The sequence below is a fragment of the Providencia sp. PROV032 genome, assembly GCF_028484875.1.
GTDB lineage: Bacteria > Pseudomonadota > Gammaproteobacteria > Enterobacterales > Enterobacteriaceae > Providencia > Providencia rettgeri_E.
This window is the reverse complement of the sequence record NZ_JAMPSX010000017.1, coordinates 1-26,731: the sequence shown is the minus strand read 5'-3', so window position 1 is coordinate 26,731 and position 26,731 is coordinate 1. Positions and strand designations below refer to the sequence as shown.

The 26,731-nt window shown below is 41.3% G+C and carries 19 protein-coding genes; 12 read left to right on the top strand and 7 right to left on the bottom strand.

The window, feature by feature from the left end:
• Window positions 1-72: 72 nt before the first annotated feature.
• The 4 genes from yidC to rpmH are packed head-to-tail and all read right to left on the bottom strand — an operon-like array spanning window position 73 to window position 2,473.
• Window positions 73-1,722: a membrane protein insertase YidC gene (gene yidC / locus PSF42_RS12700; RefSeq protein ID WP_272680129.1), complete on the bottom strand. Its 1,650-nt coding sequence runs from the start codon at window positions 1,720-1,722 to the stop codon at window positions 73-75.
• Between the two features lie 2 nt (window positions 1,723-1,724).
• Window positions 1,725-1,985: a membrane protein insertion efficiency factor YidD gene (gene yidD, locus PSF42_RS12695; RefSeq protein WP_102140049.1), complete on the bottom strand. Its 261-nt coding sequence runs from the start codon at window positions 1,983-1,985 to the stop codon at window positions 1,725-1,727.
• The gene (rnpA, locus tag PSF42_RS12690) at window positions 1,949-2,308 is read right to left on the bottom strand and encodes a ribonuclease P protein component (protein WP_125893780.1); all 360 of its coding nucleotides are present in this window, start codon (window positions 2,306-2,308) and stop codon (window positions 1,949-1,951) included. The genes yidD and rnpA overlap by 37 nt, the downstream gene beginning before the upstream one ends.
• Before the next feature lie 21 nt (window positions 2,309-2,329).
• Window positions 2,330-2,473 (bottom strand): 50S ribosomal protein L34, encoded by a 144-nt coding sequence (rpmH, locus tag PSF42_RS12685; protein WP_042846776.1) that lies wholly within the window; start codon window positions 2,471-2,473, stop codon window positions 2,330-2,332.
• A 761-nt stretch (window positions 2,474-3,234) separates the two neighbouring features.
• On the opposite strand from rpmH, the gene dnaA reads away from it, so the two are divergent.
• From dnaA to PSF42_RS12650, 7 genes are all read left to right on the top strand, one after another.
• A complete protein-coding gene (dnaA, locus tag PSF42_RS12680; protein ID WP_125893782.1) occupies window positions 3,235-4,626 on the top strand; it encodes a chromosomal replication initiator protein DnaA in 1,392 nt (463 codons plus the stop codon).
• Window positions 4,627-4,631: 5 nt separating this feature from the next.
• On the top strand, window positions 4,632-5,732 hold the full coding sequence (gene dnaN, locus PSF42_RS12675) for a DNA polymerase III subunit beta (protein WP_004906243.1): 1,101 nt from the start codon (window positions 4,632-4,634) through the stop codon (window positions 5,730-5,732).
• A gap of 9 nt (window positions 5,733-5,741) precedes the next feature.
• Window positions 5,742-6,836: a DNA replication/repair protein RecF gene (gene recF / locus PSF42_RS12670; RefSeq protein WP_272680128.1), complete on the top strand. Its 1,095-nt coding sequence runs from the start codon at window positions 5,742-5,744 to the stop codon at window positions 6,834-6,836.
• An 18-nt stretch (window positions 6,837-6,854) separates the two neighbouring features.
• Window positions 6,855-9,269, top strand: a complete 2,415-nt coding sequence (gene gyrB, locus PSF42_RS12665) for a DNA topoisomerase (ATP-hydrolyzing) subunit B (RefSeq protein ID WP_213913822.1) — start codon at window positions 6,855-6,857, stop codon at window positions 9,267-9,269.
• Window positions 9,270-9,568: 299 nt separating this feature from the next.
• A complete protein-coding gene (locus PSF42_RS12660; protein WP_272680127.1) occupies window positions 9,569-12,466 on the top strand; it encodes an autotransporter domain-containing protein in 2,898 nt (965 codons plus the stop codon).
• 209 nt (window positions 12,467-12,675) lie between these two features.
• Window positions 12,676-14,259, top strand: a complete 1,584-nt coding sequence (locus tag PSF42_RS12655; protein WP_272680126.1) for a phosphoethanolamine transferase — start codon at window positions 12,676-12,678, stop codon at window positions 14,257-14,259.
• A gap of 90 nt (window positions 14,260-14,349) precedes the next feature.
• The gene (locus PSF42_RS12650) at window positions 14,350-14,697 is read left to right on the top strand and encodes a DUF1622 domain-containing protein (protein WP_125893791.1); all 348 of its coding nucleotides are present in this window, start codon (window positions 14,350-14,352) and stop codon (window positions 14,695-14,697) included.
• Window positions 14,698-14,767: 70 nt separating this feature from the next.
• On the opposite strand, the gene asd is transcribed toward PSF42_RS12650, so the two are convergent.
• From asd to PSF42_RS12635, 3 genes are all read right to left on the bottom strand, one after another.
• A complete protein-coding gene (asd, locus tag PSF42_RS12645; RefSeq protein ID WP_213913826.1) occupies window positions 14,768-15,874 on the bottom strand; it encodes an aspartate-semialdehyde dehydrogenase in 1,107 nt (368 codons plus the stop codon).
• A gap of 336 nt (window positions 15,875-16,210) precedes the next feature.
• Window positions 16,211-16,351, bottom strand: coding sequence for a type B 50S ribosomal protein L36 (gene ykgO / locus PSF42_RS12640; RefSeq protein ID WP_004906260.1), 141 nt, complete (start codon window positions 16,349-16,351; stop codon window positions 16,211-16,213).
• 2 nt (window positions 16,352-16,353) lie between these two features.
• On the bottom strand, window positions 16,354-16,614 hold the full coding sequence (locus PSF42_RS12635) for a type B 50S ribosomal protein L31 (protein ID WP_004906261.1): 261 nt from the start codon (window positions 16,612-16,614) through the stop codon (window positions 16,354-16,356).
• Between the two features lie 242 nt (window positions 16,615-16,856).
• On the opposite strand from PSF42_RS12635, the gene nagK reads away from it, so the two are divergent.
• From nagK to PSF42_RS12610, 5 genes are all read left to right on the top strand, one after another.
• Window positions 16,857-17,768: an N-acetylglucosamine kinase gene (gene nagK, locus PSF42_RS12630; RefSeq protein WP_272680173.1), complete on the top strand. Its 912-nt coding sequence runs from the start codon at window positions 16,857-16,859 to the stop codon at window positions 17,766-17,768.
• 389 nt (window positions 17,769-18,157) lie between these two features.
• Entirely contained in the window at window positions 18,158-18,796 is a 639-nt protein-coding gene (locus PSF42_RS12625) for an OB-fold-containig protein (RefSeq protein ID WP_272680125.1), read from the top strand.
• Window positions 18,797-18,871: 75 nt separating this feature from the next.
• On the top strand, window positions 18,872-21,073 hold the full coding sequence (locus tag PSF42_RS12620; protein ID WP_125893799.1) for a flotillin family protein: 2,202 nt from the start codon (window positions 18,872-18,874) through the stop codon (window positions 21,071-21,073).
• Between the two features lie 95 nt (window positions 21,074-21,168).
• Entirely contained in the window at window positions 21,169-26,106 is a 4,938-nt protein-coding gene (locus tag PSF42_RS12615) for a DNA repair ATPase (protein ID WP_272680124.1), read from the top strand.
• Entirely contained in the window at window positions 26,106-26,681 is a 576-nt protein-coding gene (locus PSF42_RS12610; RefSeq protein ID WP_213913833.1) for a rhomboid family intramembrane serine protease, read from the top strand. The genes PSF42_RS12615 and PSF42_RS12610 overlap by 1 nt, the downstream gene beginning before the upstream one ends.
• Window positions 26,682-26,731 lie beyond the last annotated feature (50 nt).

Here is a 26,731-nt window from a genome sequence, read left to right as displayed (position 1 = left end):
TTAAGGCGGTCATTAAATGGCCGCCTTAATATTATATCGATAGCTGAGCGGAAGGCTCACCTAAAATTCAATTTATTTCTTTTCTTTTTTATCGCGACTGTGTAAACCACGTTTTTCCAGACCACGATAAATCACTTGCTGCTGGATAATAGTCACTAAGTTACTCACGATATAGTACAGTACCAGACCTGATGGGAACCACAGGAAGAAGATAGTAAACACGACAGGCATGTACGTCATGATCTTCTGCTGCATTGGGTCAGTGACTGCAGTTGGTGACATTTTCTGGATCACAAACATCGTTACACCCATCAATACCGGTAGGATGTAGTACGGGTCTTGTGCAGACAAGTCTTGGATCCAACCGAAGAATGGCGCGTGACGCAGTTCAACAGAACCCATCAACATGTAGTAAAGTGCAAGGAAGATAGGCATTTGGATAAGCAGCGGTAAACAACCACCCAGTGGGTTTACTTTTTCTGCTTTATACATCGCCATCATTTCTTGGCTCATGCGTTGTTTATCATCACCAATACGCTCACGCATTGCAGCCAATTTTGGTTGCAGTAAACGCATTTTCGCCATCGAGGTGTACTGTGCTTTAGTCAGCGGGTACATAATACCACGAACGATAAAGGTGATAACGATGATGGCAATACCCCAGTTACCCACAAAACCGTGAATGAATTTCAACAGTTTAAACAGTGGCTGAGAGATAAACCATAACCAACCATAATCTACAGTTAAGTCTAAATGAGGTGCAACTGCGGCCATTTCTGACTGAATTTCAGGACCAACCCATAACGTTGATGAATAAGTACCCGCACCGTTAGCTGCGATAGTCATTGGTTCACTCTTATAACCAATGATGGCAGATTTTTTATCAAGGTCGATAGTATAGAAAGTGCTCTTCTCAGAACTTGCAGGGATCCATGCCGTTGCAAAGTATTGTTGCAACATGGCCACCCAGCCACCTTTGGTGGTTAAGTCGAGGTTTTTATCTTCGATGTCACCAAAACTATATTTTTTATAGTTGTTTTCATCAGAAGAATACGCCGCACCACGATAGGTATGCAGAGCAAAGTTACTGCTGCCTGTATCACGCTCTTTCGGTAACTCAATTGTTTGTTTTAACTGACCAAAGAAAGCGAGGCTCAGTGGTTGAGCGGTTGGGTTTTGAATACTGTATTCAACTTCAACAGTATATTGGCCACGTTTAACAATGTACGTTTTCTGATACACAACACCGTTGTTATCTGTAAATGTCATTGGTACGCGCAAAACGTCCTGGCCTTCCCCTAATGTGAAAGTGTCGGAATCTACGCTATACAGTGGACGTTCGCCATTATTATTTGCTGGGTTGTCTGGACCATGAAGACCAATCAAACCACTCTGTGCCTGGTAGACAAAGCCTGGATTAGTTTCCAGTAAACGGAAAGGACTTTCCGAATGAAGGGTCGCAGGATAGGCTAACAGGTCAGCCTCATCGATATCACCACCACGAGTATTGATGCGAATATCCAGTACATCAGTCTTGACTGTGATGAGCTTACCTTGCTCACTGCCAGTAACGGCTTGAGCATCACTGCTTGGCATATCCGCTTGTTGCGAAGCTTGAACAGTTTTCACGTCCTGAGCAACTTTATCGCTCTCCCAGGCCTGCCAAACTAAGAACGACACGAACAACAAAGCGATGAGTAGAAGATTGCGTTGCGAATCCATCGTTATAATTCTCTATTATCATCAGTTTTTCTAGGTGGGACAGGATCATCTCCACCAGCGTGTAAAGGGTGGCATTTTAATACGCGTTTTGCCGTTAACCAACTCCCTTTTAACATACCAAACCTGCGCAATGCCTCAATTCCGTAATTTGAACAAGTGGGATTGAAGCGACAACGAGGTCCTAACAACGGGCTAATAGCCAGTTGGTAGCCTCTGATCAGCATGATCAGGATTTTTGAGCCAAGCGACGATGACGACGCCATAACTTATCCAATGTTTCCGTGATCTGTTGATTGTCAAGATTGGCGACCCCTTTCCTTACCAATAACACAAAATCCATTGGAGGCAAGTCGTGTTGATGCAAACGAAAGTATTCACGCGCTAATCGTTTAATACGATTTCGCTCATGAGCTCGTTTAACATTTTTTTTAGCGATGGTAAGACCGATGCGGGGATGCCCCAGCTCGTTTAGGCGACCAAGGATTGTTATCTCTGGGGAACTCGCCCTCTGCGGCTGCTTAAAGACATTATCGAAATGCCTGGGAGTTAACAAACGTAACTCCCGGGTAAAAGCGAGCGTAACCACTTGAATAGAGGGCTAGCTTTATTACTTAGATGAAACGGTCAGACTAGAGCGGCCTTTCGCACGACGGCGAGCCAGAACTTGACGACCATTTTTAGTAGCCATACGAGCGCGGAAACCGTGTGAACGGTTGCGCTTCAGTACAGACGGTTGAAAAGTGCGTTTCATAACGATTTCTACCTAACTTTAAAATTTATTACTGATTCAGTAAACGCGTTGGCAACCAGTGAAAACTGATTTACACCTGTGCCTCTATCGCAACAATATAGAAAGAGGCAGGATTGTAATAAAACATAGGGGGTCACGTCAATGAAATGACGCAATCAAACCACTTTTATTTATAGCCTGGCTGACCGGTTTGCCGACATATGTTGTGACAGCCGACGAATGATTACATTCGTATACTGGCCGAAAACCTGCTTTTGCCCCCGCCCCGCCTAACATTAATGTTAAAATAGAGCGATACGACCCAACAAGTTTACCTCAGTTTCGTGTAAAAATCACATCAGTACTGTACACAGGGAGGAAGATTATACGGACTCCGACCTAAAGCGCAAGGATCTTCAAGAGATCTAAAAATATTTTTTGATCATACAGAATATTTCCTGTAAATCGTCTAAAGTTATCCCCAGCATGTGGAAAAATGGCTGTAAATTAAGGTAGCCCAGTCTATTTCTTCTTTATAAGAGGTTCCTTATCACATTTACCTGTGGATAAAAAGCATAAAAACTGTGTAAAAGAATGGAGATCTCTGACTAATTTTGCGGTATGATCGCAGGTCTATTTCTGATCCATCGATCAGCAATATGCAGTAAGTAAGAGTTAATCTAAAACATTTTTGGGCCATTGCAATTAAATGTAAGCCCGAGAAAATTCTTTGTTTACATCCGTACTTCTTGTTCCATTGACCTTGTTTAGGGGAGTCCAACGTGTCACTTTCGCTTTGGCAGCAATGTCTTGCCCGATTGCAGGATGAACTACCTGCCACAGAATTCAGTATGTGGATACGCCCTCTTCAAGCTGAATTAAACGACAATACACTGGCACTTTATGCCCCAAATCGTTTCGTTCTCGACTGGGTTAGAGACAAGTACATCAATAATATCAATGAATTATTGAATGACTTTTGTGGAACTGACGCGCCTGCACTACACTTTGAGGTAGGCAATAAACCGATTACAGTCGCACCGGCAGCAACACAAGCACGTACAGCTCAACAGGTACCTGCGTTTGCCGTTCCGTCAGCCCCAATGAAACCGAGTTGGGACAATTCAGCCAAAGTACAACCCGATGTTGCTTATCGTTCTAATGTAAACCCTAAGCACACTTTTGATAACTTTGTTGAAGGTAAATCGAACCAATTGGCTCGCGCAGCGGCGAGGCAAGTGGCAGAAAATCCAGGTGGGGCCTACAACCCATTATTTCTTTATGGTGGGACTGGTTTAGGTAAAACCCACTTACTACACGCTGTCGGCAATAGTATTATGCAGCATAAAGCCAACGCTCGCGTGGTTTATATGCATTCAGAACGTTTTGTTCAGGATATGGTCAAAGCTCTACAGAACAATGCAATTGAAGAATTTAAACGTTATTACCGTTCTGTTGATGCACTGCTTATTGACGATATCCAGTTTTTTGCTAACAAAGAGCGCTCACAAGAAGAGTTTTTCCATACTTTTAATGCGCTACTTGAAGGTAATCAACAAATTATTTTGACCTCCGACCGTTATCCAAAAGAGATTAACGGTGTGGAGGATCGCTTAAAATCGCGTTTTGGCTGGGGCCTAACCGTTGCAATCGAACCACCAGAGTTAGAGACTCGAGTGGCGATTTTAATGAAAAAAGCAGATGAAAATGAGATCCAACTTCCGGGTGAAGTCGCCTTTTTCATCGCCAAACGCCTTCGCTCGAACGTTCGTGAGTTAGAAGGGGCGCTAAATCGCGTGATTGCCAACGCAAACTTTACTGGCCGAGCGATTACTATCGATTTTGTCAGAGAAGCACTGCGTGACTTATTAGCACTACAAGAAAAGCTGGTAACTATTGATAATATTCAAAAAACAGTTGCTGAATATTATAAAATTAAGGTAGCAGATTTACTGTCTAAACGCCGTTCCCGTTCTGTCGCACGTCCGCGTCAAATGGCAATGGCTCTGGCAAAAGAGCTGACTAATCATAGTTTACCTGAAATCGGGGATGCCTTTGGCGGCCGTGACCATACCACGGTGTTACATGCTTGTCGTAAAATTGAACAGTTACGGGAAGAAAGCCATGACATCAAAGAAGATTTTTCTAATTTAATCAGAACATTATCATCTTAATTGCTATGAAATTTACAATAGAACGCGAGCAGTTATTAAAACCGTTACAACAGGTTAGTGGTCCTTTAGGTGGGCGTCCAACTCTGCCTATTTTAGGTAACCTTTTATTACAGGTAAAAGAAGGCACCCTCCAACTCACTGGAACCGACCTTGAAATGGAGATGATGGCCAATGTTGCCCTAACTGGGGAGCATGAAATTGGCGCAACCACCGTGCCCGCACGCAAGTTTTTTGATATCTGGCGTGGGTTACCTGAAGGTTCTGAAATTCATGTAGAGTTGAATGATGACAGACTGCTCGTCCGTTCTGGGCGTAGTCGCTTCTCATTATCCACTTTACCCGCAGCTGACTTTCCAAACTTGGATGACTGGCAAAGCGAAGTGGAGTTTTCGCTTCCGCAATCAATACTGAAACGTTTAATTGAAGCGACTCAGTTTTCAATGGCACACCAAGATGTCCGTTATTACCTCAACGGCATGCTATTTGAAACCGAAGACCAAATGCTCAGAACCGTTTCAACCGATGGGCACAGGCTTGCCGTCTGTGCAATGGATATTGGTCAATCGCTACCTTCTCATTCAGTGATAGTGCCTCGTAAAGGGGTAATCGAGCTAATGCGTTTGTTAGATGGTGGTGATACACCTCTACAGCTGCAAATTGGTAGTAATAATATTCGCGCTCACGTTGGGGATTTTATCTTTACCTCTAAATTGGTTGATGGTCGTTTCCCTGATTATCGTCGCGTATTACCCAAAAACCCAGACAAAACCTTAGAAGCTCGCTGTGATTTACTCAAACAAGCTTTTTCTCGCGCCGCTATTTTATCGAATGAGAAATTCCGTGGTGTGCGCTTGTATTTCAGTGAAAACCAATTGCGCATTACGGCCAATAACCCAGAGCAAGAAGAAGCTGAAGAAATTGTTGATGTTAGCTACCAAGGTACTGAGATGGAAATTGGCTTTAACGTCAGCTACATCTTAGATGTCTTAAATGCGCTAAAAAGTGAAAATGTGCAACTTCTGTTAACTGACGCAGTTTCCAGTGTGCAGATTGAAGACGCTGATAGTAAAGCAGCGGTGTATGTTGTCATGCCAATGCGTTTGTAATCGGTATTTATGATCCTTTCGCGTTTATTGATCCGTGATTTTCGAAATATTGAAAATGCGGATCTCTCCCTTGCTAATGGGTTCAATTTTTTAATTGGCCCCAATGGGAGCGGTAAAACCAGCATATTGGAAGCCATATATACACTCGGTCATGGCCGTGCATTTCGCAGCATTCAAGCGAACCGGGTTATTCGTCATGAGCAAGAGCAATTCATTCTTCATGGTAAACTTAGCCATTTAGATGAACAGCGAAACGACCTTTCATTAGGCTTAAGCAAAAACCGTGATGGTGATAGTAAAGTTCGAATAGACGGTACTGATGGCCATAAAATTGCAGAGCTAGCAAAATTATTGCCAATGCAACTGATTACCCCAGAAGGGTTTACCTTGCTAAATGGCGGCCCTAAATATCGACGTGCTTTTATTGATTGGGGTTGTTTTCACAATGACCCGCTGTTTTTTTCAGTGTGGTCAGATTTAAAACGGTTATTAAAGCAACGCAATGCCGCTTTGCGACAAGTCACCCGTTATGAGCAAATTCGTCATTGGGACAAACAACTGGCACCGCTTTCCGAACAAATAAGCCAATGGCGTCATGACTATATTGCAGGTATTGCCGAAAATATTGAGCAAACTTGCCAACAATTTTTACCCGAATTTTCACTCTCGGTATCCTTCCAGCGTGGTTGGGATAAAGAAATTGATTATTCAGAACAATTAGAGCGCCAATTTGAGCGTGATAGAGCACTAACCTATACCGCTTCAGGGCCACATAAAGCGGATTTGCGTATTCGAGCAAATGGAACTCCTGTTGAAGATATGCTTTCGCGGGGTCAATTGAAGCTGCTTATGTGTGCATTACGGTTAGCGCAGGGTGAGTTTTTCACCCATCAGAGCGGGCAACAATGCCTGTATCTACTGGATGATTTTGCTTCTGAACTTGATGCCGGCCGTCGCCAATTACTGGCAACCCGTCTCAAAGCTACACAAGCACAAGTGTTTGTCAGTGCCATTACACCTGAGCAAGTTAATGATATGATAGATGCAAATAGCAAGATGTTTCGTGTAGAACATGGCAAAATAGAAGTTCAACCTCAGGAATAGAAAGAGCAGGAAACGTTGATGTCGAATACATATGACTCCTCAAGTATCAAGGTATTAAAAGGACTGGATGCGGTGCGTAAGCGCCCGGGCATGTATATCGGTGATACAGACGATGGAACAGGTCTTCATCACATGGTTTTCGAGGTTGTCGACAACGCCATCGACGAAGCCCTCGCAGGCTTCTGTGACGATATCGTGATCACTATCCATGCCGATAACTCTATCTCCGTACAGGATGATGGACGTGGTATCCCTACAGGTATCCACGAAGAAGAAGGTGTCTCCGCCGCAGAGGTTATCATGACCGTTCTGCACGCAGGGGGGAAATTTGATGACAACTCCTATAAAGTCTCCGGCGGTTTGCACGGTGTTGGGGTTTCCGTTGTTAACGCCTTATCTGAAACACTTGAACTCGTTATTCGTCGTGATGGCAAAGTTCATGAGCAAATCTACAAACACGGTGAGCCTCAAGGCCCTCTGACTGTTGTCGGCGAAACCGACCAAACAGGAACCCGTGTTCGTTTTTGGCCAAGTATGGACACCTTTAAAGGCGTGACTGAGTTTGAATATGACGTCTTAGCAAAACGCTTACGTGAGTTATCATTCCTAAACTCGGGTGTTTCTATCAGGCTCATTGATAAACGTGATGGCAAAGAAGACCATTTCCATTATGAAGGTGGCATCAAAGCCTTTGTTGAGTATTTAAGCCGTAACAAAACCCCTATCCACCCTTCTGTCTTTTATTTTTCCACTGAAAAAGACGGTATTGGCGTTGAAGTCTCAATGCAGTGGAATGATGGTTTCCAAGAAAACGTGTACTGCTTCACCAACAACATTCCTCAGCGCGATGGGGGGACTCACCTCGCTGGTTTCCGTGCAGCAATGACACGTACATTGAATAACTACATGGAAAAAGAAGGCTATCAAAAGAAAAGCAAAGTCAACGCAACAGGTGACGATGCTCGTGAAGGCCTGATTGCGGTTATTTCAGTAAAAGTTCCAGATCCTAAATTCTCATCACAAACCAAAGAAAAATTGGTCTCTTCCGAAGTGAAAACAGCGGTTGAAACGATGATGAATGAGAAATTAGTTGAATATTTACTTGAAAATCCAAACGATGCGAAAATCGTTGTGGGTAAAATCATTGATGCCGCACGCGCACGCGAGGCAGCACGTAAAGCCCGTGAGATGACTCGCCGTAAAGGTGCGTTAGACTTAGCTGGCTTACCGGGTAAATTGGCTGACTGCCAAGAACGCGACCCTGCGCTATCTGAACTGTACCTTGTGGAAGGGGACTCCGCGGGTGGCTCTGCAAAACAGGGTCGTAACCGCAAAAACCAAGCGATTTTGCCACTGAAAGGTAAAATTCTAAACGTCGAAAAAGCGCGTTTTGATAAAATGCTGTCTTCACAAGAAGTGGCAACCCTGATCACAGCATTAGGCTGTGGTATTGGCCGTGATGAATATAACCCAGACAAACTGCGTTATCACAGCATCATTATCATGACGGATGCGGACGTCGATGGTTCGCACATTCGTACACTACTATTGACCTTCTTCTACCGCCAGATGCCTGAAATCGTTGAACGTGGCCATATCTTTATCGCTCAACCACCACTGTATAAAGTGAAACGTGGTAAACAAGAGCAATATATTAAAGATGACGATGCGATGGACGATTACCTGATTTCTATCGCTCTTGATGGCGCGGAACTGCATTTAAGTGCAGAAGCGCCAGCCATGAAAGGTGAAGAACTCGAAAAACTGGTTGTTGAATATAATGCTGCGCACCGTATTATTCGTCGCCTTGAGCGTCTTTATCCTCAAGCCTTACTTAACAGCTTAGTTTATCAGTCAACCCTGACGGAAGATGATTTAAAAATCAGCGAAAAAGTTGAAGAGTGGGCGAAAACGCTGGTTAAACGCTTAGAAGATAACGAACAATTTGGTAGCACTTACAGCTACACCATTAACGAAAACCGTGAGCGTCAATTATTCGAGCCAACTATTCGTATTCGCACCCATGGTGTTGATACCGACTACAACCTCGACTTTGACTTTGTTCATGGCAGTGAGTACCGCCGCATTACGCATTTAGGTGACTTAATCAGTGGCTTAATTGAAGAAGGTGCTTACATCAAGCGTGGTGAACGTCGCCAAGACATCGATAACTTTGAAGAAGCTTTGACTTGGTTAACGCGTGAATCACGTCGCGGCCTATACGTACAGCGCTATAAAGGCCTTGGTGAAATGAACCCAGAACAACTTTGGGAAACCACCATGAACCCTGAGACGCGCCGTATGATGCGTGTAACGGTCAAAGATGCAATTGCAACCGACTTACTATTCACCACATTAATGGGTGATGCTGTTGAGCCGCGCCGTGCATTTATCGAAGAAAATGCCCTAAAAGCAGCGAATATTGATATTTAATTATTCGGCTAACTAAATAATATTTAATAACCCCATACGAAAGTTTGGGGTTATTTTTTTATAAATTTTTTGATCACTATTATCTTATTTCCACTCCTTAATTAAACTAGTAATAAAAAAATAAAAAAACAAAGCCCATCAATAGAGAACCACATCATAAAAAACAAAACAATTTAAAATAAAGTTTATTACTTTAATTAATAACGATTTTGTATTTTCAAAACTGTCATAAAAAATAAATATATTATAAATAAACTCCGCCAAATGAAATTTTAACCAATAGCATCGGCGGGATTACAATGAGAAAAACCTGTATATCAGCATCAATAACTTTATTACCATTCATATTCACAAGTACTCTAATAGCAAAAAATCATATTATAGAATTAGAGAAAAATATTATCGATACAAGAAATGTATGGCTTGAAGATATAAAACACAATGTTATTAATAATACCCCTAAAGAAGGCAGCGAAGTTGCTGAGCAAGATAGGCTTATTAGCAATGAATACATCAATATCAAGGGTGAAAGAAAAAATTTAGCACTCGCAGATAAATCCCAAAGCTCAGATTATTTATTTAATAGTTATCAAACGATACTGTTTGGCGAACAGGATATTAATATAAAAGACCATAAACAATATAAAGAAATCCGTTCGTTACATGATACAAGCACTCGTGCCTATGATGAAAAAAAACAACGTACTAGGTCGATTGATTTTATTCTAAAAGACCATTTTAAGCGTGGTCGTCCTTACCAAGTATTGGATGACGAAGGTCATTATATTGCAGGTTATTCACATATACAGGGCTCATCTTACCCTAGCGGCCATACATGGAATGGTTTTAAACAAGCGGCAGTATTGGCGATGATTTTCCCTGAAAAAGGCAGTGAAACGTTCAACCGAGCGATTGAATACGGTGAAAGCCGCGTAATTGTTGGTGCACACTTCGCTACCGATACCATCGCTTCTCGTGTCGGTAATTATTATTTATTATCACAGCTGCTATCCGATGAAAAAAACAGCAAATTCATTGTTGAGTCGGCTAAAAATATTCGTACAGATATTTCATCGTCATGTTCAAATAACAGTCAAAATTGCCTAACCGTATCTAACCCTATAACCAATGACCATATTGGTTACTATGGAAAAAAAGAAACGCAAAAGATATCTATGATCGAGCCTAAAAATATACCTAAAACAGCGGGTTATTTACTTCGATTACGCTTCCCATACTTGAATAAAACACAGTGGAACAATATTTTAGCCAGCACTGCGTATCCAAGCCAATCTATTGCGGGTTGGAATATCAAAGAAAATGATCCAAATAGCTATTGGGGGTTAATTAACTTACCTGCGGCTCATCATGGCCCCTCCTATTTATATGAAAACTTTATCGTCAATCAAGACGTTAATGACTTTGATATTGCCAATTTCGGTAAGCTAGATGAATGGAAAAATAATATTCAAGGTACGGGAAAGTTAACGAAACAAGGCCTAGGGACATTAGTATTATCTGGCAACAATACCTTCGCAGGCTTTACAGTAAACCAAGGCCATTTAGTCTTAACAGGTGAGAATAAATACTCGCAAAAATCCCATATAAATGGCGGAACGGTTACCCTTAAAAAACACTTAGATTCCGCAGTTGATGTCCAGAAAGGAACGTTAGTCTTAGATGACGGAAAAATCGGTGCTTCGGTGAATATTAACCACCACGGTTTACTGACGGGTAATGGGAGCATTCGACAATTAACCGCTAACCAAGGTGCAGTTGTTGCACCCGGTCACTCAATTGGCACAATTAACATCATTGATTCCGTAACTTTTGCCCCCAACAGCCATTATTTGGTTGAAATCAATTCAGCAGGTAAAAATGATAAAGTCATCAGCCAAGGCTCAGCTTCATTAAAGGGTGGTACCGTCAGTGTCACGCTTGAAAATCAAAATAACCCGCTTTCTAAGCAAGATATCAACCAGTTATTTGATACACAATATACGATATTAAGCGCTCAAAAGGGGGTTGATGGCCAATTTGATGCTGTTGTGCCTAATTACCAGTTTATTGGAACGACACTAAATTACACCCCCAAAGAGGTTACACTTAAGGTAGGGCGCAATAACACTGCATTTTCCAGTGCAGCTGAAACGCAAAACCAAACCGCTGTGGCTAACGCTATTGAAACGCTTCCTACGCACCATGCTCTCTATAACCAAATGTTAAAAAGCCAAACAAAACAACAAGCTCAAGCGATATTTCGCAATGTCACCGGGCAAATATACGCTGACCTATTATCCAATCAAATAAATAATAGCCGTCAGATTAAAGAAACAGTACTTGAACAAGCTCGCTTGTCTGGATCATGGGGTAGCGAAAGCAAAGGCAATGTATGGGTCAAAATGCTCTATGATTGGGATAAAACGACTGGCGATAACAATGCCACTGGGTATAAGTCATCAAATTATGGTCTATTGCTTGGGGCAAATCGACGTTTTATTAACGAAAAAATGACATTAGGTATCGCCGCAGGTTTTAGCCAAAGTGACTTATCTAACCACTTTGACCACGCTAACAGTAATAACTACCATGCCGCCATTTATGGTAGCGCTTTATGGCAACCTATCGCGGTTCGTGCAGGGCTCGGTCACACTTCACATCTTATTCATACCGAACGCTCAATCAGTGATGGCACAAGTCACTCAGCGAGCTATTATACCAACACACATCAAGCTTTTATGGAGCTGGCCTATCCAATTAACTCAAATGGGATAAATATTGAGCCATTCACCAATCTCACTTATATCAGCGCAATGAATCATGCTATTAATGAAAACATCAACAACACATCACTACAGGCACGTAAACAGCGCATCAATACGATGTTATCTACCCTTGGGCTACGCCTTGATAACCAATGGAAATTGAGTAAAACATCAAATATCGGTTTACACGGTGAGCTTAATTATCAATACCAATATGGGAATTTAAATAGAGGGATAAAATTGAATTTTACCGATACCCCGAGCTCATTTACAACGCATAGTGTTCCTGCATCACGCCATGGTGTCGCATTAAAAGTCGGTACCGATATCAATATAAAAGAAAATACTAAGCTATCAATTAATTATAATAAATTTTTATCAAAAAATTATCACGATAACAATATTGATGCCAAAATTGCGGTAACTTTCTAACTCAATACTTTACCTCCCCTCGCAACTTGTGGGGGGCAGGTCATGACTAAACCTAACGCTCTTTTACAGTTTTTTACGCCATTATTTTGATTACCTTACCTTTTTTTATGTTATAAACGAACAATGTCTTAAGTTAATTAGATGTTAACTTATTATTTTAAATTGCCTCTATAACCTCAGGTAAGGTCAAAAATACGTAAAATAACACTATGATACGCCAAATTATTATTTCAATTTATGCATTATTGATATCTATCACCCCTGTATTTTTCAGTGGAGATGTTAGCATTATCGCTGATATGGCCATCGTAATTTCAGGAGCACTGATAATACTGTTGTGTGCAGGTATTTATCGTTTTTTGCTTGGCAAAATTTTCACGGTGTTTGTTTCACTCCTGTGGGCTCTCAATTTATCTGTTTCGTTTTTCTTTTATCAAAAGCACGATATCCGCTTTTCTTCTTCGATTGCAGAAACTTTTATCAATACCAATAGCAGTGAAACCGTAGGAATGCTTTCCTATAACATTGGTTATGTTATTTTTTATTTATTTGTTTTTTCTGCTTATTTAGCATGTATTCATCAATGTGCAAAATACATGAATCGTCGTATAACAACGACAAGTATGGCTCTACTTTGTGGCTATCTATTAGCTATTCCAACCTATTACCCCTCATTACTAAGCAAGCCTGATAGCGCGTTATTGATCACAGAAAAATACTTCTTAAATACCCCTTTCTACAATGCGGCAGCTTTAGTAAAAAATTTATATGAAAACAGAGGCATAAAAAAAATATCATCACAAAAGGTCGCATTTAACTACCAGAAAAAAGCGTCTGAAACTGAAATCTATGTGCTTGTCATTGGTGAGTCATTACGCCGTGACCATATGAGTTTTTATGGCTATCAATATGATACAACGCCCAATTTAAATCAGCGAAAATCACAAATACTGGCGTTTCAACAAGCCTATTCTCCGGCGCCGGTGACTATCTTGTCGGTTCCCATTTCACTGTCCAATATTCGTTTTGAGCAGATGCAGGATAAATCACACTATTCGGACAATATCATTTCATTAGCCAATCATGCGGGCTTTAAAACCTATTGGGTCAGCAACCAGGGAAAAACCAATAAACGTACTAGTGTCATTTCTGCTATTGCTTCTATGTCACAAAAGAAAACGTGGAACGAATTTGTCGGCTACGATGAAGAGCTGCAAGATGACTTCAATAACGCGATCAATGACCCTACTGATAAGAAAAAACTCATTGTGTTACATACTTATGGTAGCCATGAACCTGCTTGTAACCGCTTCCCTGAAACTGAACTAAAAACATTTAGTGGCCAAGAAGATGACGATTGCTACGACAGTTCCGTCGCTTATACCGATAAATTTATCGAAAACCTAATACAACAACTCGAAGGGAAACCTGCGACTTTGATGTACTATTCAGACCATGCGTTGCAACGCTTAGACAGCGATAACAATATTCACTACCACCATGGTGTTAACAACCCAAGAAAAGAAGCCTATGAAATTCCTTTGCTGATTTGGTACAGCGAAAGCGCCAGTAAACCAAACATCAAACCAGTAAACTTGCAGTCACCTTATTCTACAGCGAATAATTATTGGCTAATCAGTGATTGGCTTAATATACAACAAGGTTCACAACAAGCTTGCTTATCACCTTTACGTGAGTGTTATCAACCCAATAAAAATATTCAGGTCATTGATGGCAATCGAAATATTTTATCCATTAGCCAATTACCTTCTGAAACGATAGATCCACAATAAAACAGACCTACAATAAAACTCGATATTTTGGCAATATTTGCTCATAGTTAACAAATATGAATCCAATACACTTATCGAGTCGAGGCCTGAATGTTCGATTTAGTTTTTTTACGTGAGTTACTGGTGTCTAGTGTTCACGTGCTTCAATTACTGTTAGAAGCTATTTCAGTTATCTGCGTAGTGATTGGGTTAATCAAGACCCTGATCGTGTGGATGAGAACCCAAAAAACACGAATGGCTCGCTATTGTTTTGGTGATTGGCTAGCCACTGCGTTAGAGTTCCAATTAGCCGCTGATATCTTAGCCACAACCGTTGACCCAGATTTAGATAGCCTCATTAAACTCGGTATTATTGCTGTGATCCGAACGTTCTTGAACTATTTCTTAGCAAAAGAGTTAGAACACCAGCCACCGCAGAATGAACCGGCTCGTCACTAATTTAGGTACAAAAAAACCTGCATATTAAATTATGCAGGCTTATCGAATACGACTTATTACGGTGCCGCGCTTATAATAAAATTCTTAACATACGACGAAGAGGCTCAGCGGCGCCCCACAGCAATTGGTCACCAACCGTAAAGGCGGATAAGTATTCAGGGCCCATATTCAGTTTACGCAAGCGACCAACAGGGGTGCTAAGCGTGCCAGTGACAGCCGCTGGAGTTAACTCACGCATAGTGATTTCGCGGTCATTAGGAACCACTTTCACCCAATCATTATGTGAGGCAAGCAATTGCTCAACTTCATTCAACGGAATATCTTTTTTCAGTTTCAATGTGAAAGCTTGGCTATGGCAGCGCAGCGCACCCACACGGACACACAGCCCATCAACTGGAATAATATTACTGCCCGTTTCCAAAATTTTGTTGGTTTCTGCTTGGCCCTTCCACTCTTCGCGGCTTTGGCCATTTTCTAACGCTTTATCAATCCATGGGATCAGGCTACCCGCTAATGGTACGCCGAATGCATCCGTTGGCATTGTGCCACTGCGAGTGAAATCTGTGACTTTTTTCTCGATATCTAAAATAGCGGAGGCCGGGTCTTGGAGTTCTTTAGCCACTTGCGTGTGCAAAGACCCCATTTGTGCCAGAAGCTCGCGCATATTGCGTGCCCCAGCCCCTGAAGCAGCTTGATACGTTGCCACAGATGCCCATTCCACTAAATTATTAGTGAACAACCCACCTAAAGACATCAACATTAAACTTACCGTACAATTCCCACCGACAAAGGTCTTAATGCCTTTATTTAAGCCATCTTGGATATGTTGGTTATTCACGGGATCCAGAATAATAATCGCATCATCTTTCATACGTAATGAAGACGCCGCATCAATCCAATAACCATTCCAGCCAGACTCACGCAGTTTAGGATAAACTTCATTCGTGTAGTCGCCGCCTTGGCAGCTAATAATAATATCCAATGCTTTTAGTGCATCGATATCAAAAGCATCCTGTAAAACGCTACGATGGCCACCATAAACCGGTGCTTCCGCACCCTGTTGTGAAGTGGTAAAGAAAACAGGACGGATCGCATCAAAATCACGTTCTTCTACCATTCTCTGCATCAATACTGAGCCGACCATTCCTCGCCAGCCAACAAACCCTACATTTTTCATTTTTACTCACCCTGTTCGTTTAAATTTTCACCAAAAAATTTCTAGTTTCGACCCCACAAAGTAAATACCGTCATTGTTATCATTCATTCAGTATTCACAAAAATTGAAGCTAGAAATTTTTCGCATGTATTAAACCTGACAAAATATGCATCTATGTGCAAGTGAATTTCATCACTAATAATAAGAAGATTAGTAATCATGCTAATGATCGAGGGAATCAGTGGACAAAAAAACAAATAAAAAAAAGCCACGGCAGAGAGCAATAATCTGCAATGGCTAAGTAAATACAATATAAAGCGATACAGGAAATTTTATAATTATGTTTAAATTCAATAATTAACGTTTTTTCTTACAGCCTTGCACTGCTTTAAAACGCGGGTTTGTTTTGCATATCACATATACCCGGCCACGACGGCGAACAATTTGGCAATCTGGATGACGGGTTTTTGCCGTTTTTAATGAACTCAGTACTTTCATCTTTATTTACCCTCTGACTGTAAAAAACGACCAAAACGCTTTTGAAACTGTGCCGTTTTACCTTCCTGAGAAATCATTTTCTGTTTACCGGTATAAAACGGATGCGACTGAGAAGAGACATCAAGCGTGACATACGGAAATATTTCACCCTCATACTCGATTGTTTTTTCGGTTTTTATTGTTGAGCCTACTTTAAAATAGGCATCTGCACTTGTGTCATGGAAAACCACGGTACGATATTGTGGATGGATCCCCTGTTTCATAATAACCACCTAAATGTAATGTTATAATATAACAGTATAACATTTGAGATAACGGTGCAATTATTTTTTATTCAAAAAGGCTAAAAAGCTAAGAAAAGAGTCCATATACAAAATAAAAACCAAAACAGTAATTTATCCTCTGATGAACTTTTGTATAATTAGGCCAGTAGATTCCATCACTTATTATTTATCAAATAGATACATTATCTTTTTAATAAATAAGCCATTAGGGGAAGATGAAAATGTATTACGGCTTTGACATGGGCGGGACAAAAATTGAACTTGCCGTCTTTGACAACGAATTAAATCAGGTCTGGCAAAAACGCGTTCCTACACCTAAAGATGATTACCAGACACTCTTAAATACGTTTCTCGAACTCACTCAAGAAGCAGATAAAAAATTTAGCTGCCAAGGAAAAGTCGGTGTTGGCGTCCCTGGTATCGTAAACCATGCGGAAGGAACCGTATTTACAACCAATGTCCCTACTGCACAATACAAACCTTTAGTTCATGACCTTGCTAATATATTACAACGTCCAGTAAAAGTGGAAAATGACGCCAATTGTTTTGCATTATCAGAAGCTTGGGACCCTAATTTCAAGCGCTTCCCTACTGTTCTTGGCTTAATTTTAGGGACTGGTGTGGGCGGTGGGTTTATTATAAATGGCAAAGTTTTATCCGGTAAAAATGGAATTGCAGGGGAAATAGGTCACATGAATCTCAGCGTTCGTGGAGCCAAGCTATTAGGGGAAAAAGTCCCTGAAATAACTTGTGGCTGTGGCCAAACAGCTTGCTTTGAAACCTATCTATCCGGTCCGGGCTTTGAGCGTATTTATTCCTCATTCACCAATGAAAAACGTTCGGCTATCGAAATTATTGAGCTATATAAGCAAGGTAATATTCAAGCAAAAGAACATGTTAACCGTTATATGTCATTACTTGCGATGTTTATGGGGCAAATCGTCACTGTTTTTGACCCCGATTTAGTGGTGATTGGCGGAGGCTTATCACAATTTGAAGAGATCTATAAACAACTACCAGAAGTGCTTCCACAATACCTATATGGCATAGCAACATTACCTGCAATCGAAAAAGCGCGTTATGGTGACTCTGGAGGCGCACGAGGTGCGGCATTCCTGAACTTGATAGACTAATCTTACTTTTTTGCGCTTCATAGATAATTTAAATAATGAAGCGCAAATTTATCACCCTAATCATCCCTATTCTCCCCATTTTGTACTTTAAACACCTGTTCTTTGTTTGAGAATGATTATCATCAACTTAATTTTTAATGGTAAAATCCTATCTCATTGATGCCTTGCTGTTATCAATAAAACTTTAGGAATAACTTCACCAAATAAGGCTGGATAAATAACCAGTATTGTAAGAAACTCAAAAAAATAAAAAGTGCTTATAGACTAGTCTGATACTGCAATTAATTAAAAAATATATTATTAAGCTAAATAATTTTATGGTGATAAATTAAACAAACGTTCCTTTTCACATAAGCTCAATAATGCATTAATAATAAAGAGAAAACCCTATGAGTTTGTTTTTCCATAACAGTTTGATGTTCCCGACAATTATCTTTAGTGGTTTGCTAATCATTGTTCTATTTTATTGGTTGTGTGCCGCTTTTGGATTATTGGATATCGACAACTTTAATCTTGATACCGAATTTGACGCCGGTATTGATGCAACGGGTTTCGCAGGCTGGTTAACCAAACTTGGCTTAGCAGGGATCCCGGTCACAATTATTGTCACGTTATTTACTCTTTTTGGCTGGATAATCAGTTATTTCAGCGTACATATCTTTATTCGCTTCATTGATACTGATTTATTACGTTATCTCGTCAGCTTCGCCGTTTTTGCGATCACCCTATTTATCTCTCTTCATTTAACCGCTTTGTGCTTAAAACCTGTGCGCAAAAAATTGGTGAATCTCAATAAACCTAAAACAGTACAACAGCTTATCGGTAAATACGCCACAGTACGTTCAGGAACGGTAAATGAACAAAATGGCGAGGCACTATTAGAAGATGGCGGGGCTGGGTTAATTTTACAAATACGCGCCCCATCCTCCGAGCAGTTAAAACGCGGTGATCGTGTTGTCATCATTAGCTATGACGCATCATCGCACAGTTACCAAGTTGTCAGTGAAAATGAGTTTCGCCACGGATAACTTCACTTTTAAAAAATAAATATCTTGCTTGCATAATCGAAATGACGTCATCGTCAGAACCAATGGAGAATTAATATGGATTTGGCTGCACTAATGCCCTTTTTAACCATTATCGGGGGGATCATCCTAGTTATTCTAGGCTTCTTTGGATTATTCAAAGCCTTCTATATCAAAGTTCCACAAGGTACTGCTTTGATTGTCAATGACATGTCGTCACAGCCTAAAGTACATTTTACTGGGGCATTAGTTTACCCTGTCATCTATAAAAAAGAATTCATGCGCATTTCATTGCTGACCTTGGAAGTTGACCGCCGAGGCAAAGACGGGCTGATTTGTCATGATAACTTACGTGCTGATATCACTGTTGCGTTCTATTTGCGCGTAAATGAAACGACAGAAGATGTACTGAAAGTGGCTAAAGCTATCGGTGTTGACCGTGCATCAGACCATCAAGCAGTCAGTACATTATTCAGTGCAAAATTCTCTGAAGCGTTAAAAACAGTGGGTAAGCAACTGGATTTAGCCACTTTATTTGAAAACCGGCAAGACTTCCGTGATCGCATTGTTGATGTGATAGGAAAAGACCTTAACGGCTATGCACTTGAAGATGTGGCGATTGATTACCTAGAACAAACACCAAAATCAGCCTTAGATCCAAACAATATCTTTGACTCCGAAGGTATTCGTAAAATTACTGAAATTACCGCGATCCACAATATTGAAACCAACCAAAAAGAGCGTGACCAAGAGCTCGCAATTCAAAAGAAAAATGTTGAAACTCGCGAAGCAAGTTTGGCTTTAGAGCGCCAACAAGCCGATGCCGAAGCTCGCCAAAAGCGTGAAATTGATAATATTCGCGCCCGTGAACAAGCTGAAACCTTACGTGTTCAAGAGGAAGAGCGCCTTAAAGCAGAGCAAGCGCGTATTCAAACCCAGCAAGAAATTGAAATCCGCGAAGAAAATCGCATGCGAGAAGTTGAAGTCGCACAACAAAACCGTACTCGAGCTGTAGCTATCGAAGAAGAACGAGTGAGCCGCGCACGTGAACTTGAGATTGTTGCCCGAGAAAGAGAAGTTGAGTTACAACGTATAGAAAAAGAAAAAGCACTCGAAGAAGAACGCAAAAATATCTCCAATGTTATACGTGAGCGTGTAGCCGTTGAAAAAACCGTGGCACAAGAAGAAGAGCGCATCAAAGAAGTTCGTGAAGTCTCTGAAGCTGAACGCATGCGCCAAGTCACCGTGATTAACGCACAGGCAGAAGCAGAAGAGTCACTCGTTCGCCAAGTGAAAAAAGCCGAAGCTGATGAAGCCAGTGCTAAACACCGTGCAGAAGAAATAAGCACCATGGCACAAGCAGAACTCGAAGCATCTGCAAAGCAAGCTGAAGCCAAAAAACGCTTAGCTGAAGGGGTTGAGGCCGAACACGCGGCATTAGGTTTAGCAGAAGCTCGAGTTCGCCAAGCAACTGCAGAGGCAGAAGAAAAAGAAGGGCTTGTTCTTGCCAATATTACGGCTGAAAAACTGTTAGCAGAAGCACGTGGGCTGAAAGAAAAAGGCTTAACGGAAGCTCAGGTTATGGAAGCTAAAGCTAAAGCAGAGCAACAACAAGGGTTTGCTGAAGCAAAAATCCTTGAAGAGAAATTAGCAGCCCAAGCTCGTGGTGAAGAACAGCAAGCAAATGCTAAAGAAAAACTAGGCTTAGCTGACGCGAAAGTACTGGAAGAAAAACTGGCAGCACAAGCTCGAGGGGAAGGACAATTAGGTTCAGCGCAAGCCGAAGTTATCCGCCAACGCTTGAAAGCTGAAGCCGATGGTTTAACCGACAAATTTAAATCAATGGATCACCTCAGCGATACCGCACGTTCACATGAAGAGTTCCGTATGCGCCTTGAGAAAGAGTTCGAACAATCCATGGCCTCTATCGACGCAAATAAAGAAATTGCCCGCGAGCAAGCTGATGTACTGGCTGCAGCACTTAGCAAAACCAATATTGAAATCGTGGGCGGCGACGGCAGCTTCTTCAATACCTTCTCTAAAGCACTAAGCCTCGGTAAAGCGGTTGATGGCTTTATGGATAAAAGCAGTTTTGCAAAAGAAAATGTCGAAAAGCTCATTAATCGAAGCAAAGAAGACAAGAAAATTGATATTGCAGCATTACTGAAAAACCCAGAAGTTCAAGACCTTATAAACGGTTTTATGGCAACTAAAGGCACTAACCAGCCAGCCAAAACAGTCTTGTCAAAACCGATTCCACCAACGGATGACCAGCTGTAAACCTTTAGCACATTGGGGGAGTGAACCTGCCCCCTATTATTTTCCATTATTTGTTTTCCATTTTTATTGTCTTAGTTAAGGGAATTCGCTGCGCAATGTCAGATATTCAGGATACGGATCGCGAACAAGAAATACTCGATAGCGCTGTTGCAGAAGGCGGTGCTTATGAAATATTACGTAAACGCCTGACAGACCAAGGGCAACAACTGCATCAAAAAGCCGCACAACTTAATGAAATGCGGTTGGATGAATTTGGTCAAAGCCAAATGGATATTATTGGTCGTATTCGCATTCGTACTGAAAATAATTGCCAAGCAAGGGATATTGTCCGCGTCGGTGAATGGCTTTTATTTGGCTATAACGTATTCCTCGGCCTAAAAAAAGAAACACACCTCGAAGATGTATTTTCACTATATCGGTTAATTGAAAACAACGATGAGTTTGATGTTGAAGCCGTCCCTTATGAAGAAACTTTCTTAAATGATAATCGCTTTGTTCAAGACTTTACTGAACTCTATACCTATTATAAGAACACACAGTTACTGCAACTTGTTGAACGGGACGGCAAACTTCTCGCTAGCTTTCAAATTGGCGATCGCATCACGGATGTGCGAGTTTTCCGCTGGTCAATCTCCAGCGACAAACGCAAAATTGAGTATATTGATAACCGGGGTGAACGCGATATTGCCCTCCCTCCAGCCTATGACTTTGAATGGCAAAAAACCACACGAGAAGACACTGTTAACGGTCGATACCCTCACATCAATGTTCTTGACACTGTATTCATAGAAACTATTGGTGGTGATTTAACCATCAAATGTGAAAATAATACTGAAGATGGTTTAGGGATTTACCGAGAAGCAGTTCTTGATAAAAACCAATCTTTGGATGACGCACAAATTGAATATGCACAAACTGGCAGCCTAATTCTCTTAAAAGTTTTACCTTATCGGGAAGAAACTTGGCGTTACTTGGTTTACAACACACTCTCTCAATCCGTACAACGTATTGATGCTATTGGGCAAGCATGTGTCCAGCTACCAGAAGACCACGGTATTATTTTCCCTGGCGGCTACTACTTACAAAATGGTGACTATAAAACGTTTGAGCAATCTATGGATGGAATGCGTTTTCGCCGTTTGCGTCGTTCTCCAAATGGAGAGGATGTCCTATATGTTTTCTATTCACCAAATCAAGGACGCATTGCCCTATTCAATTATAATTTAATTGAACGCACACTTTCGGTTCCACTTATTGGCCATGGCTATGCCATGCTTGAAGATGGAAAAATGGTGTTATTTGAAGGTGAAGGGGAAGAAGCGACTCGCGTTCACCCTATGCAAGTTTGGCAGACCCCATTTTACTCAGAAGAATTTGCCGACCAACAACCAACTCGTAGCGGTTTTTTAGGGCGTATAGGCAATGCAGATTTAGTTCGGGGCATTTCTGAAATATTGAATATTTCCAAAGAAATAGAAGGCAGTCAAATTTCCATCGCTCGCTACGAACTACTCAGCCAACAAGCAAAAAATTTACTGGATATTTATTACTGGTTTGGTGATGAACAATGCCTTGGTATTGGCAAATTGCTCAAAGAAATCACCCAGACAAGTGAACTCGTCCTTGATGAATATGAGAAGGTCGAAAGCATACAGCAGCAATCTGCCAAATCAATGAATGAGGCCATCAGCCGCCAAAAATCATTACTTTCACTGACGTTGCCTGAAAGTTGGGCTGATATTCAACAATTTGTTGATGGCTTAAATGCCCTAAGTGCTCAGCGCGGGCACTTGATTTCACTACGTGAATTTCGCTATATGGATTTAGAAAAGCTTAGCGAAATGGAAAGTGAAATAGAGAAAAATCAACAGTATGTCTCACAAGAGACCGCTGTCTTTCTCGCTAGCGATAAAGCATTACAGCCCTTTAAAACACAATTAACTGTTTTCGAAGAACAAATAGAAAAAGCCCAAAACAGTGCTCAGCTAGACATTCCAATGAAAGATATGGAAAAAATGTCTACTGATTTAGATATGCTATCAAACTTAATGGCTTCACTGAGTTTCAACGATGTCACACAACAAACTCACATTATTGATGCTATTTCGCAAATCTATGCTCAGCTAAACCAATCTCGAGCTCGTTTACAACAAAAACGAAAATCGCAAAGCAGCGTGGAAACTGTTGCTCAATTTGGCGCACAATTCCGGCTGTTCAGCCAAGGCATTACCAATGCCCTGTCTCTTGCCACTGATCCTGAGCGTTGTGATGATCAGCTATCAAGATTACTTGTTCAGTTAGAAGAACTCGAAAGCCAATTTAGCAATCATGATGAATTTCTTGATGATATATTGGCTAAGCGGGAAGAATTACTCGAAACATTTGAATCACATAAACAAGTTCTTATTGATGACCGCCAGCGCCGCGCACAAAATTTAGTTACTGCGGCTGATCGTCTACTAGACAGCCTGCAACGACGAACAGCCCGTTTACAGTCTCAAGATGAACTCAATGCCTTCTTTGCCTCAGACCCTCTAGCGCTTAAAACACGTGAAATAATTGAAAAATTAAGGGATATTAACGATAACGTTAAAGCTGATGACATTGACGCACGTTTGAAATCCTCTCGAGACCAAGCCATTCGAGTTTTGCGTGATAAAACAGATATTTTTGAAGATGGTGGAAATGTCATTAAGCTCGGGCGTCACCGGTTCAGCGTAAACACCCAAGAGCTTGACCTTACTATTTTACCCAAAAATGAACAACTCTGGGTTTATCTCACAGGAACAGACTTCCAAGAACCCATAGAAAATGAACAATTATCACAGCTCAAACCTTATTGGAGCGCTTCATTAGAATCTGAGTCTGATACGGTTTACCGTGCCGAATACCTCGCTTATTCAGTTATCTATGCCGCAACAAAACGCCAAGATGGGCTAGATTTTGACATTCTAAAAAACGCATTAACATCAACAGAAAAACTTGAAAAAATTGTCCGTGATTTTGCGAGCCCACGTTATAAAGAAGGCTATGAGAAAGGTATTCATGACCACGATGCGGTCGCTTTACTGAAAAAACTACTGCCACTCGGTGAAAGTGCAGATTTATTACGGTATAGCCCGACAGCCCGTGCTATCGCAGCTATTTATTGGGAGCAAGTACAAAACGACGATTTCCCCGCTTTATGGCCTGAACGTGCAAGAACAGCTATGAATATTCACCAATTATTCCATAATGACAATGCACTGATTGACCTACAAGCTGAAATCGAAGCGGGGATTAGCTTATTTTTACAAGATAACCCCATTCAATGCCAAGCTTATGAGCAAACCCAAGCCGCTGAATATCTTAGTTTTGTATTAGCAAGAACCCCAATAGAGCTCGTCTATAGCAAATACGCCAGGGAGTTAGTTTTAGCGCTCCAGAGCCGCTTAGAAGACGCTCATATGTGGGGTGATTTTAATCGCTCACAACAAAATTTAGGCACTCGCTACGCTCAGCGCTGGTCATTAGTTCAAAACTGGCTACAAGGGCTGTGCTCAACCCCTGAGTTTGCTCACCTTGTTCCATACATACCGGGGGCTATTGCCATTATTATCTTAGATAAAGTCGCTTCCGCTCGCTTTAGTGAAGCTGATCTTTACTTTAAGGTTAGTGGGTTGCTCGGAGAACACCCGACCATTGAAAACCAAACTCTAGCACTGAGTTTAGATAACTACTTCAGTCGTATGCGTGGTCAAAGGAAGCGATTCATTCCCGAATTTCGTCAGTATCAAGCGCTGCGCCAACAGATTGTGACTGAAGAACGTAGTCGTTTAAAACTGCATGAATACAAAGCAAAGCCTCTCAGCTCTTTTGTACGTAACAAACTGATAAACGACGTCTATTTGCCTATCATTGGCGATAATATGGCAAAACAAATTGGGGCCTTAGGGGAAGGTAAACGCACTGACCTCATGGGGCTGCTATTAATGATTTCACCGCCCGGGTACGGTAAAACCACATTAATGGAATATGCCGCTGACCGCTTAGGGCTAATTTTTATGAAGGTCAACGGCCCTGCTCTTGGCCATGATGTACTTTCTCTTGATCCTGAACAAGCGCCTAACGCAACCGCAAGACAGGAGCTAGAAAAACTCAATCTAGCTTTAGAAATGGGTAATAATGTGATGCTATACGTTGATGATATTCAGCACACACACCCTGAGTTTTTGCAAAAATTTATCTCCTTATGTGATGGAACACGGCGCATTGAAGGAGTTTGGAAAGGCAAAACCAAGACGTATGACATGCGGGGTAAAAAATTCTGTGTCGTTATGGCAGGGAATCCATACACCGAATCTGGGGAAGTATTCCGCATTCCAGATATGCTAGCAAACCGTGCGGATATTTATAACCTTGGTGAAGTGCTTGGTGGTATGGATGAAGCATTTGCTTTGAGCTATATCGAAAACAGCCTGACATCAAACCCAGTATTAGCCCCTCTTGCATTACGAGATCTAAACGACCTGTACTTATTTGTCGATAAAGCGATGGGCAAATCCGTCTCTACCAATACTTTAAGTTACCCATACTCTGATGCTGAAATTAATGAAATTACATCGGTAATTAGTAAATTAATCAAGTTACGGGATATTGTATTGAAAGTTAACCAACACTATATCGCTAGCGCAGCGCAATCCGATAAATACCGGACAGAGCCTGCATTTCGCTTGCAAGGTAGTTACCGTAATATGAATAAACTCAGCGAAAAAATCTCTTCAGTGATGAATAATGATGAACTTGAAAGATTACTCGATGACCACTACTTGGGTGAAGCACAGCTGCTCACAACAGGTGCAGAAGAGAACTTACTCAAACTGGCTGAACTGCGTGGTACATTAACAGAAAAAGATTCTGCACGTTGGCAACAAATCAAGAAAGACTTTATGCGTAACAAATCGTTAGGTGGAGATAATGCAGATATTGGTGATCGGGTTGTTGGCCAGCTAGCGTCACTTGTTGAAAGTGTTCAAGCACTAGGCAACCACTAATGAGCTATTTATCAGGGTATCCTCGCGTTAAGTTATTAACCTCAATTGTTGCAATTTTTATTATTGTTCAATCGGTTAATAGCTTAACTGCTGGCGGACTAACCCAGTTTGGGCTAGTTCCACGTACAGAATGGGGCTTGCTCGGTATCTTCTTCGCTCCATTTATTCATGGAAGCTGGGAGCATCTACTCAGCAATTTGCCCCCATTTATCATCTTAAGCGCATTATTGCTTCATCGCACCATCAAAGCTTACATATTGGCATCACTGTTTATCATTATTGCGGGTGGATTAGCAGTTTGGCTCATTGGTAGGAATGCAGTTCACATCGGCGCAAGCGGGTGGGTTTTTGGTTTATGGGGGTTGTTAATTGCTCAAGGCTTCTTCCGTCGAAACTGGGTTGATATCGCTATCGCATTATTAGTGCTGTTCTATTTTGGCACAATGGCGAGTGGCTTGTTACCGACTCACTTATACATTTCAACGGAATCTCATATAGCGGGGGCTATTGCTGGGGCTATCTATGCATGGCTGAGTCATCGTTACCATCAAAAAACCAATAATCGCTCACCTTAAATTAGCACCATCACAATTATGACTCACTTTTTATGCTTTATTTAAATTTA